General features: G+C 37.0%; 18 protein-coding genes and 1 riboswitch. Of the genes, 7 read left to right on the top strand and 11 right to left on the bottom strand.

Translation table 11 applies throughout. The features are described from left to right. Positions 1 to 148: 148 nt before the first annotated feature. Entirely contained in the window at positions 149 to 703 is a 555-nt protein-coding gene (locus PQ474_RS05855; protein ID WP_273841105.1) for a DUF2179 domain-containing protein, read from the bottom strand. Positions 704 to 906: 203 nt separating this feature from the next. On the opposite strand from PQ474_RS05855, the gene PQ474_RS05860 reads away from it, so the two are divergent. Together PQ474_RS05860 and PQ474_RS05865 are read left to right on the top strand one after the other, a co-directional pair. Continuing rightward, positions 907 to 1,944, top strand: coding sequence for a permease (locus PQ474_RS05860; RefSeq protein ID WP_273841106.1), 1,038 nt, complete (start codon positions 907 to 909; stop codon positions 1,942 to 1,944). Positions 1,945 to 1,961: 17 nt separating this feature from the next. Then, positions 1,962 to 2,930, top strand: coding sequence for a TIGR03943 family putative permease subunit (locus PQ474_RS05865; RefSeq protein WP_273841107.1), 969 nt, complete (start codon positions 1,962 to 1,964; stop codon positions 2,928 to 2,930). 38 nt (positions 2,931 to 2,968) lie between these two features. Here the strand turns inward: PQ474_RS05865 and PQ474_RS05870 are convergent, their stop codons facing one another. The 6 genes from PQ474_RS05870 to PQ474_RS05895 form a co-directional block, all read right to left on the bottom strand. After that, on the bottom strand, positions 2,969 to 4,078 hold the full coding sequence (locus PQ474_RS05870) for a metallophosphoesterase (protein WP_273841108.1): 1,110 nt from the start codon (positions 4,076 to 4,078) through the stop codon (positions 2,969 to 2,971). 157 nt (positions 4,079 to 4,235) lie between these two features. Continuing rightward, entirely contained in the window at positions 4,236 to 5,852 is a 1,617-nt protein-coding gene (locus PQ474_RS05875) for a carbon starvation CstA family protein (RefSeq protein ID WP_273841109.1), read from the bottom strand. Beyond that, positions 5,849 to 6,379, bottom strand: a complete 531-nt coding sequence (locus PQ474_RS05880) for a DUF8052 family protein (RefSeq protein WP_273841110.1) — start codon at positions 6,377 to 6,379, stop codon at positions 5,849 to 5,851. The genes PQ474_RS05875 and PQ474_RS05880 overlap by 4 nt, the downstream gene beginning before the upstream one ends. Positions 6,380 to 6,741: 362 nt before the next feature. Continuing rightward, positions 6,742 to 7,689, bottom strand: a complete 948-nt coding sequence (locus PQ474_RS05885; RefSeq protein ID WP_273841111.1) for an aminoimidazole riboside kinase — start codon at positions 7,687 to 7,689, stop codon at positions 6,742 to 6,744. Further along, positions 7,686 to 8,537 (bottom strand): PRD domain-containing protein, encoded by an 852-nt coding sequence (locus PQ474_RS05890; RefSeq protein ID WP_273841112.1) that lies wholly within the window; start codon positions 8,535 to 8,537, stop codon positions 7,686 to 7,688. The genes PQ474_RS05885 and PQ474_RS05890 overlap by 4 nt, the downstream gene beginning before the upstream one ends. A gap of 89 nt (positions 8,538 to 8,626) precedes the next feature. After that, positions 8,627 to 9,145 (bottom strand): PTS sugar transporter subunit IIA, encoded by a 519-nt coding sequence (locus PQ474_RS05895; protein ID WP_273841113.1) that lies wholly within the window; start codon positions 9,143 to 9,145, stop codon positions 8,627 to 8,629. 307 nt (positions 9,146 to 9,452) lie between these two features. On the opposite strand from PQ474_RS05895, the gene PQ474_RS05900 reads away from it, so the two are divergent. From PQ474_RS05900 to PQ474_RS05915, 4 genes are all read left to right on the top strand, one after another. After that, complete coding sequence (locus PQ474_RS05900) at positions 9,453 to 9,539, top strand: YjcZ family sporulation protein (RefSeq protein WP_273841347.1); 87 nt, start codon at positions 9,453 to 9,455, stop codon at positions 9,537 to 9,539. A gap of 223 nt (positions 9,540 to 9,762) precedes the next feature. Further along, positions 9,763 to 9,960, top strand: a complete 198-nt coding sequence (sda, locus tag PQ474_RS05905) for a sporulation histidine kinase inhibitor Sda (RefSeq protein WP_273841114.1) — start codon at positions 9,763 to 9,765, stop codon at positions 9,958 to 9,960. An 88-nt stretch (positions 9,961 to 10,048) separates the two neighbouring features. Next, positions 10,049 to 10,150, top strand: a riboswitch (purine riboswitch). A 94-nt stretch (positions 10,151 to 10,244) separates the two neighbouring features. Further along, the gene (locus PQ474_RS05910) at positions 10,245 to 10,838 is read left to right on the top strand and encodes a xanthine phosphoribosyltransferase (protein WP_273841115.1); all 594 of its coding nucleotides are present in this window, start codon (positions 10,245 to 10,247) and stop codon (positions 10,836 to 10,838) included. A 12-nt stretch (positions 10,839 to 10,850) separates the two neighbouring features. Beyond that, entirely contained in the window at positions 10,851 to 12,374 is a 1,524-nt protein-coding gene (locus tag PQ474_RS05915) for a SulP family inorganic anion transporter (RefSeq protein WP_273841116.1), read from the top strand. 78 nt (positions 12,375 to 12,452) lie between these two features. Here the strand turns inward: PQ474_RS05915 and PQ474_RS05920 are convergent, their stop codons facing one another. Beyond that, positions 12,453 to 13,193, bottom strand: a complete 741-nt coding sequence (locus tag PQ474_RS05920; protein ID WP_273841117.1) for an SDR family NAD(P)-dependent oxidoreductase — start codon at positions 13,191 to 13,193, stop codon at positions 12,453 to 12,455. 139 nt (positions 13,194 to 13,332) lie between these two features. Here PQ474_RS05920 and PQ474_RS05925 point away from each other — a divergent pair, with 139 nt between their 5' ends. Then, entirely contained in the window at positions 13,333 to 13,758 is a 426-nt protein-coding gene (locus tag PQ474_RS05925; RefSeq protein ID WP_273841118.1) for a carotenoid biosynthesis protein, read from the top strand. A gap of 592 nt (positions 13,759 to 14,350) precedes the next feature. Here PQ474_RS05925 and PQ474_RS05930 read toward each other — a convergent pair. The 3 genes from PQ474_RS05930 to PQ474_RS26350 form a co-directional block, all read right to left on the bottom strand. Beyond that, positions 14,351 to 15,829 (bottom strand): methyl-accepting chemotaxis protein, encoded by a 1,479-nt coding sequence (locus tag PQ474_RS05930; protein ID WP_273841119.1) that lies wholly within the window; start codon positions 15,827 to 15,829, stop codon positions 14,351 to 14,353. Between the two features lie 176 nt (positions 15,830 to 16,005). Next, a complete protein-coding gene (locus PQ474_RS26345; RefSeq protein WP_337956328.1) occupies positions 16,006 to 16,221 on the bottom strand; it encodes a response regulator transcription factor in 216 nt (71 codons plus the stop codon). A 25-nt stretch (positions 16,222 to 16,246) separates the two neighbouring features. Then, positions 16,247 to 16,381, bottom strand: a complete 135-nt coding sequence (locus tag PQ474_RS26350; protein WP_337956329.1) for a hypothetical protein — start codon at positions 16,379 to 16,381, stop codon at positions 16,247 to 16,249. Between the last annotated feature and the right edge of the window lie 6 nt (positions 16,382 to 16,387).

Raw genomic sequence — 16,387 nt, forward strand, 5'->3', positions numbered from 1 at the left:
CTCATTTCCGAACACCTGTCCATAATTTCGTACACTTAATAGAATCAAAAAGCACACCCTTATCAGTTTTGATAGGATGTGCCTTCTCTTGATGATCATCTATGAAATGGCTTTAAAAAACAATTAGCTCTCAATAACAAGTTCTTAACTAAGAGACATTCTTCTTGTTTTTCAAAAACTTTTCTTTCCGTTTTTTCATAGCTTTTGTAATATATCCACCCTTAAAATTACGAGGTTCGTATGAAACAATGAATGCGCTAGGTTCATAATCGCTGACAATCTTGATAAACTCTTGTTCTCGATCTCGCCTTGCCGTACAATCTAAACGAAAACGTCTTGCCTCATTCATCCCTTCCACTTCAGCCGTTGATACACTAAAACCTACTTCGCGAAGTCTCTCGGTTAATGGCTCATTTTTATTCATTATATTCACTTCAATTGTAACGTACCCAATTGCCAGTTTTTGCTCAATGATTTGACCTATATATAAACCTACCCCAAAACCAATTGCATAGGCTGCCATATTTAAATAGTTGGATAAATCACTAAAGACAATCGCAATTGCCACAACATAAATGACTCCTTCAAGCGTACCGAGTGCTGATGCTTTCCCTTTCATCCCTTTTACCATAGTAATCGTACGTAGCGTTAGGACAGGTACATATATGAGTTGAGCAACAAAAATAATTAAAGCTTGAAGCACATTCAACACCAACTTTCAATCTAAGATAACTATCGTAGTGTAACAGGAATGACGCACTGAAGCTAGCCTATTTTTCTAAAGGATATTTGAAATTATGCCAAACATTTCAATTGTTTTACACAATGGTTCTTCACACTTTCCACACATGATTTATGTTAAAATGGCGGAAGGACTATTTTGATAGATTAGATAAGGAGAATATGATGGTGAAATTCAAACAATTTTTCCTGTCTTTTGGAAAAGATTTTTTAGGTTTTATATTGTTGTTGTTTTTCTTAGTATTGTTTTTTAATATTGAGTCTTTTAAAAACGAACGAGCAGGTTTTACGGTTCCCGATTCATGGTTAAATGTAAACACCATTTTTCTTGGAATTGTAATTGAAGCTGTTCCTTTCATTCTATTAGGTGTATTCGTTTCAGCGCTTATACAAATTTACGTGAAAGAAGATTTCATTCAGCGGTTTCTACCAAAAAATGCTTATGCAGCCCTTCTACCAGCTGCGATTTTAGGTGCTATTTTTCCCATTTGTGAATGTGCCATTGTTCCGATTGTCCGTCGTCTTATAAAAAAAGGAATGCCCTTGCATGTTGGAGTCGTCTTTCTCGTTGCAGCTCCGATCTTAAACCCTGTTGTTGCGGCCTCGACCTTTTTTGCTTTCCGAACTGATTTAACTGTATTATATGCGCGAATGGGACTGGCCTTTGTTCTTTCGATTTTGATTGGGGGAGTTTTGTACCTTGTCTTTAAAAATCGTGATCAGTTAAAATGGACAAAAGAAGAGTTAGTTGGTCGCCAAGTGGTTCTAGAGACAAATACCCAGCCTAGAAAAATGAACCGACTTAAACAAACCCTTTATCATGCTGCAGATGAATTCTTTTTAATGGGGAAATTTTTAATATTGGGTGCTTTTATTGCTGCCCTCTTTCAAACATTCCTCGATCGTAGTCTCTTACAAGCAATCGGCAGTAATGAGTGGAGTTCAACCGCCGTCATGATGGCTTTTGCATTCTTGCTTTCTCTTTGTTCCGAAGCAGATGCTTTTGTTGCCGCATCATTTGGCAGTACCTTCACAACAGGTTCCTTAATCGCTTTCTTAGTTTATGGGCCTATGCTCGATTTAAAAAATACGATTATGCTATTTGCTTTCTTTAAAGCTAGATTTGTCCTAGTCTTTATGGCCGTCGTAACAGCAGTTGTCTTTATCGCTGTTGTGATGTTGCAGTTATTAGCGATTGTTTAATAGAAAGGAGAATGAGAATGGAAAAAAAATCTGATTTAGGCTTTCATGCATATATCCGTGGAATTATCCTTATTGGTTTTGCTTTGCTCATGCTTGCTTTTATTATCACCGGAAACATTACGTATTACATTGCACCAACAATGATGCCTTTCGTTTATTTCGCAACGGGCGTCTTCTTATTACTTGGGGTCATTCAAATCATTCGGAGCACCGCCAAAGGACAAGAAGAAGAGCAGCTTTGTGACTGTGGGACCGATCACAATATCTCTGGTTCACCTGTCACAAAACTACTTATCTACTCTATTTTCATTACACCTATTGTTCTTGGTTTTGTATTACCCGATAAGTTGTTAGACAGCTCAGTTGCTGCGAACCGTGGCATTCAATTTGGCTCAGGAATTAAAACGGATCAGACAAAATCAGCATCACCAAAGGAAAGTTCTTCTACATCCCGTGCTGAAGCTTTCCTTAATGACCCTGATGCTTACTTTGAAGAGTTAGAAAATGGGTCAGCTCCTGAAGATATAGACGGTGAGCACATAACCGCTGAGGATTACTTCAGTGAAGAAGGTTATAATCAATATTATGATGAGCTTACAGAGGAAATCCTTGCTCAAGAGCGCATTATTGTAACAGAAGAAAACTATTTAGATATGATGACCGTCCTTGATTTGCAAATTGACCGTTTTATGGGTAAAACCATTGAAATTGTAGGATTTGTTTACCGCGAACCAGAATTTGAGGATGATCAACTTGTTGTGGCTCGTTTTGGTATGACATGCTGTGTCGCCGATGCCTCTGTTTATGGGACAATGATCTCAACCGAAGATGCAGATCAATTTGAGAATGATACATGGGTACGAGTAACAGGTGTTTTAGATAAAACAGACTACCATGATATTCAAATCCCACTCATTCAATTAAGAGAAATTGAAGTTGTTGAGCAACCTGATAGTCCATATGTATTTCCTCGCTTTAGTTTCTAATTGTAAAGACCAAGCCTATGCTTGGTCTTTTCTTCTATTTATTCTCCTGTAAACGTCAAATCAATTACCACGATCTCTGACCGACTACCTAAGCGAATAGGCGGTCCCCAAAATCCAAACCCTGAAGAAACAAATGCATGTAGTTGGTCTTTCTTCTTATATCCCCAGTCCAACTCATACATGCGTTTTGTAATAAGATGATTTGGGGCCATCTGCCCTCGATGAGTGTGTCCAGAAACAATTATATCCACTTGGTTTGTCATGGCCTCCTCTAGTTGATAAGGTTGATGGTCCATCATAATAATCGGTAGTTCATCGTTCAATTCCTTCACCAATTCTTTAATCGTTTTTCTTCTTTTATCCGTTTTGTCTTTGCGACCAACTAAATAGCACATTCCTTCTATATTAATGATCTCGTCCTGTAAAATTCTGATGTCAATCTCGTTCATAATCTTAGTGAACCAAGGAATCTGACCACCATAGTATTCATGGTTGCCTAAAACACCATATACCCCTAATGGAGCTGTTAATTCTCTCATCTTATCGTCCATCTTTTTTTTTATAAATGGCTTTGGGTTATCGTCAATAATATCGCCTGGTAATAAAATAAGATCTGGCCTTAATCCGTTTACGAGTGTCACCAACCGGTTCAGATGTGCTTTACCAGAGAGAGTACCAAAGTGCATATCTGAAGCAACAACTATTTTCATCATTTTTTGTTTAGATACTTTCTTCGGAATTTCAATTTGATACCGTCTAATTACTGGACTATACGCATTAAAGAGACCATAAGCAAAAATAAAAATAAACACAAGAACTGTGACCCAACCAGTTCCTATAATGCTCATTTCACGGTCTACTCCGATCATGCCCATCAGCCATACCGCTAGATTAGCTATTGGCAATAATAAGAGTGCATATTGCATAACCGCGAACCAACAGGAGCCAATTAATTTCAAAAAAGACATCTCAATAAACCGAGATAAAATATAAGAATATCCCAAAGCAATGATAACGAGCGTATAAACAAATAAGTTGATGGTGAAAAAGTGCTGTAACCAAACCCAGCCATTCCATCCAATATAAAATAATAGACCGTTGTAAATGAATATAAACAATAGACTTGATATAATAATGCGAACGTTCACACTGGCAACTCCCTTAATAGTAATAGTGAATCTACTATATCACAGCATCATTTATTTCAATAACAACCTGCTTAAAGTATTAAAAAAGCGCTGAGTTCTCTCAGCGCAATGTTGACGTCTAGTCATATCAACCCATTACCTGTAAAAAGAATAATTTCTACATTTTTACAGTTCTATCTTGCTCTTCCTCAGTCATTGATCTCCATCCTTCAATTGCTAAGAATGCACATAGAATGAATAAGACAAATGCCGAGCCAAACAGGAACCAATTACCCGCGATAAAGTTGTTATACATTAGAACTCCTAGAGCAGCTACGGTAACGATGAACATAAAGACCATCGGAATAACCACATAGAAGTTTCTTGCGCCTGTTTTCTTTAACCATACCGCAACAGAAAGCAAAGCTAGTGCTCCTAACATTTGGTTGGCTGATCCGAATAAAGGCCATACTTGTTGCCAACTTCCAGTTAATGCTAGTGCCGCTGCCCCAACTAAACCTGTTGTCGTAGCGACATGGCTGTTTTGGAACCATTTAGGGGCTCGGTCTTCTGTAATTTCTTGAACGGCATAACGCATTAAGCGAGTAGCTGAATCAAGTGTTGTCAGTAAAAACGCTGATGCCGTTAAAGCTGTAAAAGTCACGGCTGTTTGCTCTGGAATCCCCCAGAATGACATGAAGTATCCGATACCTGCAGAAAAAGTTCCGATTGGGCCACCTAATGCATCCATTCTCGCTGCGAAATCAGCTTGAGTTAAATAGGCTACTGATCCAATAGCAATTATGGCTAGAAATGCCTCTAATAACATCCCGCCATAAGCAATAAATTTACCGTTCTTTTCATTATCAAGTTGTTTAGCAGTCGTTCCAGATGAAACAAGTGAATGGAAGCCTGAAATAGCTCCGCACGCAATCGTAATAAATAAAATAGGAAATAAAAAGCCCATTGTTTCATGTCTAAAACCAGTATAAGCTGGCATTTGAATCGTTGGAGAAGCAATTAAAATACCCACAGTCGCTCCAATAATCATTCCATATAGTAAAAAGGCATTTAAATAATCTCGTGGCTGAAGCAAGAGCCAAACAGGCATAACAGATGCAAGATAGGCGTATCCAAGAAGAATTAATGACCAAGTTGTTGCACTAAGGTGAATAGGGAAACTAATTCCAATCCAGATTGAAACTAACATCGCTGCAACCCCTACGATACTAGCAATTACAAGGTTCATTCTTAATTGGTTGACTAAAAAACCAAACACAAGTGCAATCCCTAGAAACAAGATCGATGCAGTTGCTGCTTCAGGTACAGCTACAAATGTATTCGCTACTAAAATCATAAATACACCAACAATGAGAATAAGTGTCGCAATAGAGAAAGTTAAGAATAAGACCTGACCTCGACCACCCATATACTCTTTAATGATCCCACCAATTGACTTAGCTTTATGACGTATCGATGCTTGTAGCGACGTATAATCATGAACCCCACCAATAAAAATACTACCGACAATAATCCAAATGACTGCAGGAAGCCATCCAAACACGACAGCAGCAACAGGCCCTGTAATTGGTCCACCTCCAGCAATAGTTGCAAAATGATGACCAAGCAACACGGGTTTTCTAGCTGGAACGTATTCGATTCCGTCATTGATCTCGTTCGCTGGTGTCACACGATTGGGATCAACCTTCATTTCTTTTTCAAGGAACTTTCCATAAATACGATAAGCTAATAATAAAATAACACCGGCAATTAATAATAAAGTTAAAAAGTTCATACCTTTACATCCCCCTTCAATAAAGCGTTTTCAAAAGCTGTAACAAATTCTCTACCCTTTTTGTGTACATAGACACGATTATCTTTTAAACTAACAACGGCGATATAACGATCAGCCCAGCCATGCCACCCGTATTTTAAGAATTGAATCTTTCTTGACCTCTTGATTTGTTTCATGATTTCATGATTGATCGACTCATTTGTTACGATCACTCCAACAAAATAAGTAGCCATGTGATCTTGTTTCTTTGGGACAAAACTCGGGATATGACGGTCGATTTCAGATGCAAAATGCTGAATCGATTCTTTATTAACTTCATCTAGCTGTGTCACAAATGCATATTGCTGTACTTCTACTCCCCAAACTTTAATCGATTTACTCATTAAATATTTCTCATCTCTTCTCTGAAACTCAGCATAGAAATCCAAAGGAATGGAGCCAATTGCTTCATCACGATAAACATTAAATTGTAGGGTATATTGGTTTGCCATTTCATTTACGAATTTCTTTGACAATGTTTCAGTCATACTAAAACCACCTATCTCTAACTAACTTAATTTAAATCGAAAATTTTGATTAAACATTACATACGATCCCATTCTTCTATCTCCCATTAAAACCAATTCAATATCCTTCTCTCTATTGCATCCCTCCTTGAACAAATTATATTCAAGTGTCAAGTTCATTAGTAGAAATATTCACATAATTCTTAAATTAATTATACATAATTTCCCTTAATATACAACTTGTTTCACATATCAATGATTAGTTTTTCCTCCTAAGATACATGGCTCTTACAAAATCCACAACAAAAAGAGGTACAACTCTTAGTCACTTGTACCTCTAGTAATGAAACATCACTTATTTAGCGATGGTCTCAAACAAAGCTCTATTTTACTTGATCTAATTTTGCCAATACATCTGCCAATGTTGGCAAGGCAGTCATTGCTCCATGTGTAGACGCAGCGAGTGCTCCAGATACAGATGCAAACGTAACAATTTCTTTCCATCGCTCTATAGAGATCTGTTCCATAGACTTTTCTTTATTTAAATGATAGAGAATGCCAGAGACAAATGCATCTCCTGCACCCGTCGTATCAACCGTTTGAACCTTCATCGCCGGAACGTGAACTGTTTGATTGTTTAGATGTATATAACTACCAGCTCCACCATATGTAACGAGTAGTACGGGGATTTTATAAGAATTTAATTTCTTTATCCCTTTCTCAAGTAACGTTTCTCCAGTTAGGAAGGCAAGTTCTTCATCTGAGATTTTCACGACATCGGCCTCTGACATCATGGATAAGATGGTTTCTCTAGCTTGTTCTTCAGAAGGCCATAAACCCAAGCGCAAATTAGGATCATAAGAGACAATTAAATTGTTTTTCTTTGCTAGCTTTACCGCTTCTAACGTTGCTGTCTTACTCGGCTCACTAATCATCGAAATGGAACCAAAATGAAGGATATTATTTGTATTAAACAAGGTTGAATCTAATTCTTCTTTTGTTAAAAAACGATCTGCACTAGGGTCGATATAAAAGCTGAAGTTACGTTCACCAGTTGGGTCAAGTGTGACAAAAACGACCCCTGTTCTCGCTTCATTTGTCATCAACATGTTAGTGGTATCAACACCATGGCTATTTAACGTCTCCCTCATAAAAGTCCCAAGAACATCTTCACCTACTTTTCCTAAGAAACTTGACTTAGCTCCTAGTTTAGCTAATGCTACTGCTACATTCGCTGGTGCTCCTCCTGGACTTTTTTGGTACGTTACGTTTTCAGAGTCTAAAGGGATAAAGTCAATTAATGCTTCTCCTAGACTAATTATTCCGCTCATTCTTCCACCCCGCCTTTTTTATTACGCTCAATTCTTTGAATATGTAGACTTAAATATACGAGTTCTGAAGTAGGAAGTGTATAATTATATGCTGCATCTAAATACTCTGCTAATTCTACTGAAACCTGATAAGCAGTTTTATGCTTTTCTTTCACTAAATGATGCATATCCTCATCTACGTCCTGCGTAAGCTGACCTTCCGCTACACGTCTCAATGCAAAGTTCAAATGCGTGAGCAGTCTTTGATATGAAATGGAGTCCTGTTCTACTTTCACTTTAAGCTTCTGTTCAATTTTTACAATAAGATCATTTAATATTGAAGTTGTGTTCATGGCTTGGTTCATCGTTGTTCCGTTCATTTTGGCTGTATGAATATGAAGTGCAATATGTCCCGCTTCATCTTCAGGTAAGTGTATCAATAACTTATCTTCAATATGTCTTATCGCCCAAAGTCCAATTTCAAACTCCGCTGCATATAAAACTCTAATTTCATTTAATAATTTATTTTGTATTTGATATCCTTGTTTTACTCGCTCAATTGCAAAGGAAACATGGTCTGTTAACGCAACATGAATATGTTCGTTCAACTTCGTTTTGAGTGTTTTTTCAGCCTGTGTAATAATCTCTTCTGTTACAATAATATGTGCTTCAGGCAATTGATCAATAATTTGCGTGAACTTTTCATATTCTCCTTTATCCTTCATCACAAAAACCTTTTCAATTTTATCTGGTGCGATAATATCATTCCTACTTTTTCTAAAAGCAATCCCAGAACCCATCACAATAATCTCTTCATTATCTTCTTTAACGACAACCACATTATTATTTAATATTCGATTAATCCTCATTTTTCTTAGCTCCCCACATGGACATTAATGAGGTGATGACTCAAAAAAAGGTTAATGTGTTTTTTTTTTGAGTCATCCTCTTGTATGGTCTAACCACTATATTTAATCGATAATACTGGAGTTTCTCCTGCAACTACCTCATTTATTTCTTCCTTTTTCATGCTCTCAATTAGCTCCATGTTCGTTATTACAATCGGGGTAATCGTACTTGCAGCCCTTCCTTCAACCAATGCTAAATCGAAATCAACGAGTAGGTCTCCTACTTTCACTTGATCTCCTTCTTTTATATGAGTAGTAAATCCTTCTCCTTTCATATTGACTGTTTCCAGTCCAATATGAAGCAATATTTCTAGGCCTCCAATTGTTTTAATACCAATTGCATGCTTAGTTGGAAAAACTTGAATCACTTCACCTGTCACTGGTGCAACCACTTTACCTTCTGTAGGAACAATGGCCAAACCATCGCCCATCATTTTTTGTGCAAAAGTAGGGTCTGGGACTTCCTCTATAGCCAGTAGTTTACCCGTCAATGGTGCATGTATGACTTCCTCTTGAGGTTGAATCGGTGTTGCTTCTTTTTTTCCAAGACCAAATAATTTTTTTAACATGTCTTTCCCCTTTCATGAATACATCGAAAAAAAAGACTTAAAAACAGGGGGCACCTCTATAAGCCCCTCTTGAATTTAAGTCTTGCCTGATATTACTCAGTAACAATCCGATATTCAAAAATGTATAGTGTTATTTTAGTATGAGTGAATACCAAAGTCAATTAAGGCTTACTTTACTTTACCCAGTAGCTGTTCATCTAAAACTCTTGCTACACTTTTAAAATATTTCTTGCTCTATACGTTTGCCCATACGCCTTTTGTCTCCCTTCATATAATATAGCGAGAAGTAAGAAAGGAGATGAAAAAAATGAGCTATGGATATAAAGGTGGATTTACTCTAATTGTCGTATTATTCATTTTATTAGTAATTGTAGGTTCTGCTTACGTTTGCTAATTAATGTTCGATAAACTTTAGAACAACAAAATGAGACTGCAACTATTGTAGCTTGCTAAATTGCAGTCTTTGTTCCTTTTATATAATCTATAAGAACTATGATTTTGAACTTCATATTCGTTACAAACGAAAAGTTTGTTAAAAATTCATACAATTATACTATGAAAAATTGCATATTTAAAGTAAAATACATAAAACAAATATATATGGAAGGAGGAATAGCATGCTACACCTATTAGATGACCAATTCATTCTTGATTCTTATCAGCAATCAATTGCCTTACAATTAGATGAAGAATTTATCCTCTTACTTAAGAATGAAATCGTACAAAGAGGGATATTAGATCGATACAATGATTGTTTTTCCATTTCTTCCTCTAAATACCTCATCCACACACAAAAACCTTCAATTAACGAATAAACTCATGAAAATGGTTTTTTTTATTCGTGTTTTTTTAAAAAAACCTTCCATTTCAACCTTTTTTCATCTATACTTACCCCTATAAACAAACATCTAATAAATATGAACTCGTATAATCGCGGGAATATGGCCCGAAAGTCTCTACCAAGCTACCGTAAATGGCTTGACTACGAGTGATTCTTTGACTTTTTTGTTTTGTCTAAAACAAAACCCGAATGTCATGGTCACTCGTTATGGAGGAACCTTGATATTCGGGTTTTTTATTTAAAAAGGGGGAGACTCACATGGAACGGCTAAAACAAGCCATTCGTGAGCGTGGAAACGTTTTATCAAATGAAGTACTAAAAGTCGATACATTTTTAAATCATCAGATTGATGTTGATTTAATGGCAGCAGTAGGTAAAGAGTTTGCACAGCTATTTAAAGAAGAGGGGATCACAAAGGTTCTCACGATTGAATCTTCAGGAATTGCTCCTAGTTTTATGACAGCAGCCGATTTAGGAACTCCACTCATTTTCGCTAGGAAGAAAAAATCTCTAACAATGAACGAAAACGTTTATGTAAGCAAAGTATATTCATTTACGAAACAAGAAACTAATGAAATTACAGTATCAAAAGATTTTATAAACGAGAACGATACCGTTTTGATTCTTGATGACTTTCTAGCAAACGGGCAGGCTGCATTAGGTTTAATAAATATTGTGAAGCAAGCAGGGGCAAACATGGCAGGCATCGGGATTGTAATTGAAAAGTCATTCCAAGATGGAAGGAATCAGTTGGAAAAGGCAGGCTATCGAGTTGAATCGTTAGCACGTATTCATTCATTAGAAAATGGACATGTCACTTTCGTAGACGAACTTGTTACTACTAACAGATAGGGAGAGAACAACATGAGCACAAAATCCATTCATTATCCATTATATAAAAAAGAGGATACAGATGCTTTTTTCGCACTATTTCAAAATAATTTAGCTAACTTTGTTGTCATTGCTGTATCAATGCTTGGAATGGGCTTTCCTGCAAGCATCGTTTTTGGAAAAGTCATTCCTGGTGCTGCGGTAGCCGTTATGGTGGGAAATCTTTACTATGCTCATATGGCTAAACGATTAGCTTTAAAAGAAGGTAGAACGGATGTCACCGCTCTTTCCTATGGAATAAGTACACCTGTTATGTTTGTTTTCTTATTTGGCGTCCTCGCACCTGCTAATGCGTTAACAGGTGACCCAGAACTTGCTTGGAAAATTGGGGTAGCTGCTGCTTTACTTAGTGGATTAGTTGAATTGTTAGTTAGCTTTAGTGGAAATTGGGTACGCGACCGTTTGCCTCGTGCAGCAATGCTTGGTGCGATTGCTGGTGTTGCTTTAACATTCGTTGCTGGTGAAATGCTTTTTAATACCTTTTCTATTCCAGTTGTTGGCCTTGTATCTTTAGCCATTATTCTAGTAGGGATCGTTGCTAAAATCGCGATGCCATTTAATATTCCAGCTTCTCTTTTTGCGGTACTTGCAGGAACCATTTTAGCCTTTGCTTTAGGCTATCAGTCACCTGCTCAAATTAATGAAGGACTTTCTAACATTGGCTTTTATCCAATCCTTCCAACTCTTGCTCCTTTTGAAGGACTTACTTACTTATTTGGTGCACTTATTGGGATCTTAGCCGTTTTAATTCCGATTACATTATATAATGCGATTGAAACAATGAACAATGTTGATGCCATGGCCGCAGCAGGTGATTCTTATGATGTTCGTGAATGTCAAGCTGTAGATGGAGCTGGTACAATGATTGGTGCTTTCTTCGGGGGGCTTTTCCCAACAACTGTTTACATTGCTACAGTAGGTTCTAAACAAATGGGAGCTGGTCGTGGTTATAGTATCTTAAATGCAGTAGTATTTGGACTCGCTGCGATGACTGGTGTGATTGCTGCATTTTCAGCTATTATTCCACTTGCTGCTGTTGCTCCTATTCTAGTTTTTGTTGGGATGTCGATGGTTGGTACAGCCTTTCTATCGAATGATAAAAAGTATTATCCAGCTGTTGCGATTGCGATGCTTCCTTATCTAGCTAACTACGTCATGACTCGCTTTAACAACGCAGCTGGTGAAGTTGTAGCTAATATTTCTGCAGGGATTGTTCCACTAGGACAAGGGGCAATGTTTACTGCGATTTTACTTGGGGCAATGACCGTTGCCATCATTGATAAGAACTTTAAGCAAGCAATCGTCTTTTCAATCATCGCTGCACTACTATCGTTTGTAGGCTTTATGCATGCACCTCGTTTGGCATTAAATGCAGCTCCTGATTTTACAATTGGTTATGTCTTGGTAGCTATATTTTTTGTCTATGCCTACTATAAGCAACGCTCCGTTTTATCATTATCATCTTCACAGACAGAAGCGAAAAAACTTGCTTCCTAATTCATTAAAACCAGCTAATATATTAGCTGGTTTTTTAGACTATATAAAAAGGAGCTAAGTAGTTTCAGTTCCAAATCTCTAATGCTCATAAATCATTTTTCGTGTCATTCCACCATCAATGGTCAAATTCTCACCATTAATAAAGTTATTTAGATCATCCGTTAAGAATAGACAAGCTCTTGCAATATCCCCAGGCTCTCCAACTCTTTTAGAAAAGTGCTGCTCATGATCGACCTCACGAAGCTCCGATATTTTTCCCGTATGAATCCAGCCAGGGCTAATTGCATTGACTTGAATTCCGTCCTCTTGAAAAGAAGCAGCCAATGAGTGAGTTAACGCCAAAATGGCTCCTTTCGATGCTGCATAAGCCTCAGAGAAAGGTTCTGACATTGTTGCACGGGTTGATGCAATGTTAACAATCGACCCTTTTCTATGTTTTCGCATCACTTTTGCCACTTCTCTTGAGAACAGAAACACGCTTCTTACATTAGTGTTCTGTACGTCATCCCACTCTTCAATAGTTAACTCATACGGCGACTTAAAACGAGAAACCCCGGCGTTATTTATTAATGCATCAATATGTCCAAACTGATATTCGACATGACTAACCAATTCACGTATATGATCTTCCTTTCTAACATCACACAACAAAGCATGAGCTTCCCCTCCACTTTTCACAATCTGAGCGGCTGTCTCCCTTGCTTGGCTTTCACTTACATCTGTTACGATCACAATATCTCCTGTTCTCCCGAACTCTCTTGCAATAGATGCCCCTAGGCCTTGACCTGCACCCGTAACGATCACAATACGTTCATTCATTGTATTCCCTACCTTTCTGACTATGCAAATATTGTACAAAAATTAAAAAACATTATAATTATATGTGAGGAGGTATTTTAGGCCAAACTACTTTGACCTAATTCTTTTTCGAATCTTCATTTTTTGGTATGTCTGTGGAGTGATCCTATTAACCTTTAATGTACTTCCCCCTTCACTTGAATGGGCGAATGCCGTTTTTCTTGTCTTAGCATGCTTACTAGGTGGTACCTATTTTGTAAGAAATTATGGCTCCGTTATAGGCTCTGGCATTTCAATTTTCATAATACTTTCCACGACCTTTGTAGAGTGGCTAGGAGTCACATTGGGTCTTTTCTTTGGTCACTATTATTACAACCCAGATTTTGGACTTTTTATTTTTGATCTTCCATTAACGATTGGGTTTGCTTGGCTAATGGTTATTGCAACTACACATGTACTTGCTAAACATATTACTAGAAAGCTCACAAAATATAAAATGATTGCCTTTTCTTTTGTTGGAGCTAGAGCTGCCTTTGTCATGGATTTACTTTTAGACCCCGTTGTTTATATTTTTAAAGAATATTGATATTGTAATTCTGGCTCCCGGATTAGAAATCAGACAATTAACCTTCAAACCTAGTTAACCTATTTAAATAAGAAAGGTCCTACATCAATGATTATACCTCTTACATGAGCATAACCTGAGATATTTATCGAGTAGGAGACCTATTATTTAACAGATAGGAACCGACATTTATACAGCATTTGTCCAAGTTAACCAATGCTCATATCATTGATGGCAAATCATTACCTTCACTGATGGTCACTAAGCGACATAATCTTTCGTCATTACTACCGGATAAAAAAAGCAATTCAGTCGAAACTGAATCGCTTTTTTATCCCTAGGGTGAAGATGAATGCGGCCACATCCATGCTTCCCTTACACCTTATGCATGTAGAACTTAGATGTTTCAGATTTAATGCTTGTCTGAATTATCGTTTATCTTGTTTCCATACTTAATTCTTCGTTTGAAATACTTCATATTGATTACGACGAACTAGATCCTAAATAGTTCGATACATCAAAGGAGCCCTTTAACCGCCATTCAAGCATCAATTCGGTAACAGCCACAGGTTCAATCCTGAAATACATAGTATTTAATGAATCACCCAAGTAATTATGTCTCTACAGATTGTACAAGCTCAATGAGATCTTTGTTTAATACTTCTAATTCTTTAAATCTATTACTCATTATTGTAATGTACCCATTCTGCTCCTCTACCGATGCAAATACTTCTTCTACCATCGCAGTTGAATCGTCGGTCACTTTAGCGACAGATGAAAGCTCAGATGTTATGGTTTGAGACGACTTCTCAAGCTGTTTCACAAGGTGTTCTAATCCAATTGAAGATTGAACGACTCGTCCAATTTGACTCAGCACCCTTTCTAATTGTAATTCGGTTTCTTCCGTCTTCGCTTTGCTACTATTAATCAGTTTCTCACATCTGACAATTTCATTTGCTACCTTATCTGTTCTTTCTTCAATTACACTGAGGATGTCGGCTATCTGCTTTGTAGATTGTTGGGAATGTACCGCTAACTTTCTAACTTCATCAGCAACTACTGCAAACCCTCTACCATGTTCTCCGGCTCGTGCTGCTTCAATGGTAGCATTTAAAGCCAGTAAATTCGTTTGCTCTGCTATTTGATCAACTGCATGAAGGATCAAACCAATGTTTAGCGTTTGCTCTTGTAAGTCTTTCATGACTACAGTAGTTGAATTAACTACTTTTTGTACATCACTAACTTCTTGTGTTAACTTATTTAACGCCTGGTAGCTCGCCCTAGTCTCAGTTAAGCTTACTGAAGCAGCTTCATTCATTTCTGTTGCATGTTGAGAGACGTCCTTGACTGCTACATATTGCTTGGACATCTGTTCATTCATATCTGTTACGCTAGCCGCTTGATGTTCAACTCCTTTTGAAACTTCTTTAAACGTCTGTAAAAGCTGATTTGATATTGAACTAGTTACTTCAACATCTTGTTGAACATTTATAGATACATTACGAATAATTTTTGTCGAGTCTGTTACTTTCTCCAAGAGTTTCAACACATGTTGTTTTCCTTTTAAAGCTTCTAACGCTTGATTTTCAAACGCCATTTTCATCTGTTCTCCGATTTTAGCTTGAGCTATTAGTATTGACGTTAATAAAACGACAAATATATTTAAAGAGATTAATACATCTGATTGTAAACCTAAGAACATCGTTTCATTTAAAGTAAGAAAAAAATAATTTGTTAATATAAGCCCAATTGCACCTGATAAGGCAATGACAAGATAATGATGATAGAGTGTGACAATAGCTAAGCTAATATAAACCATTAAGTAGTTTGATAATTTAGGTGAAGTTAAACCCATAACAAGTATTAAAGTTCCAAAGGAAATTGCCACGATATAGGGAACTGTAGATGGAATCCATTGTTGATAACTTATTAACGTGATAACAACCGCTAATAGGATTCCTGTAATCAAATAAGCTAGAATTCCGGCCGTTGGAACACCGCTCGCAAAATTACTAGCCAGCCCTAAAACAAACATAAACCAGATTAATTTTGATAATAATTTATTTCGACTAATTATATTTTCTAATGACATATGAACACTCCTCGTAAAAGTCTCGTCACGCAAGAATGAAAGCGTTTTATCACAATGTAGCATAACCTCTATCTCTTTCCAATCATGGACTTATCAGCTTTTAGCAGAAGATAAAAAAAGATTCAAAAAGTCTGCTTCCCTTTTTGAATCATACAATTTGGTTTCCTTGACTTAGATTAACTAATTTTATCCTTTAGCAAGTCACGAACGGTATCTATTAACTCCATTGGATTAAATGGCTTGATTAGATTAGAATCAGCACCACTATCTAGCATATCTTGCTTATCCTGTGCTTGCCCCTTTGCTGTTAACATTAATACTTTCTGATGGCTTGAAGAAGGATTTTTCCTTACTTTTTTTAGTACTTCAAGTCCAGTCAGTTTGGGCATCATATATTCGAGGATGAGCAGGACTTAATTATTTTTCTTGAAGTTGCTCTAATGCCTCTACTCCATTAGTCGCTTCATCAATCTCAAACCCTTCATCCTCTAGAGTATCGACGATCAACATTCGTAATACATCCTCATCATCCGTAATCAGCAATTTTCTCATTATTTT

This window comes from Halalkalibacter alkalisediminis (genome assembly GCF_028610705.1).
GTDB classification, from domain to species: domain Bacteria; phylum Bacillota; class Bacilli; order Bacillales; family Bacillaceae_D; genus Halalkalibacter; species Halalkalibacter alkalisediminis.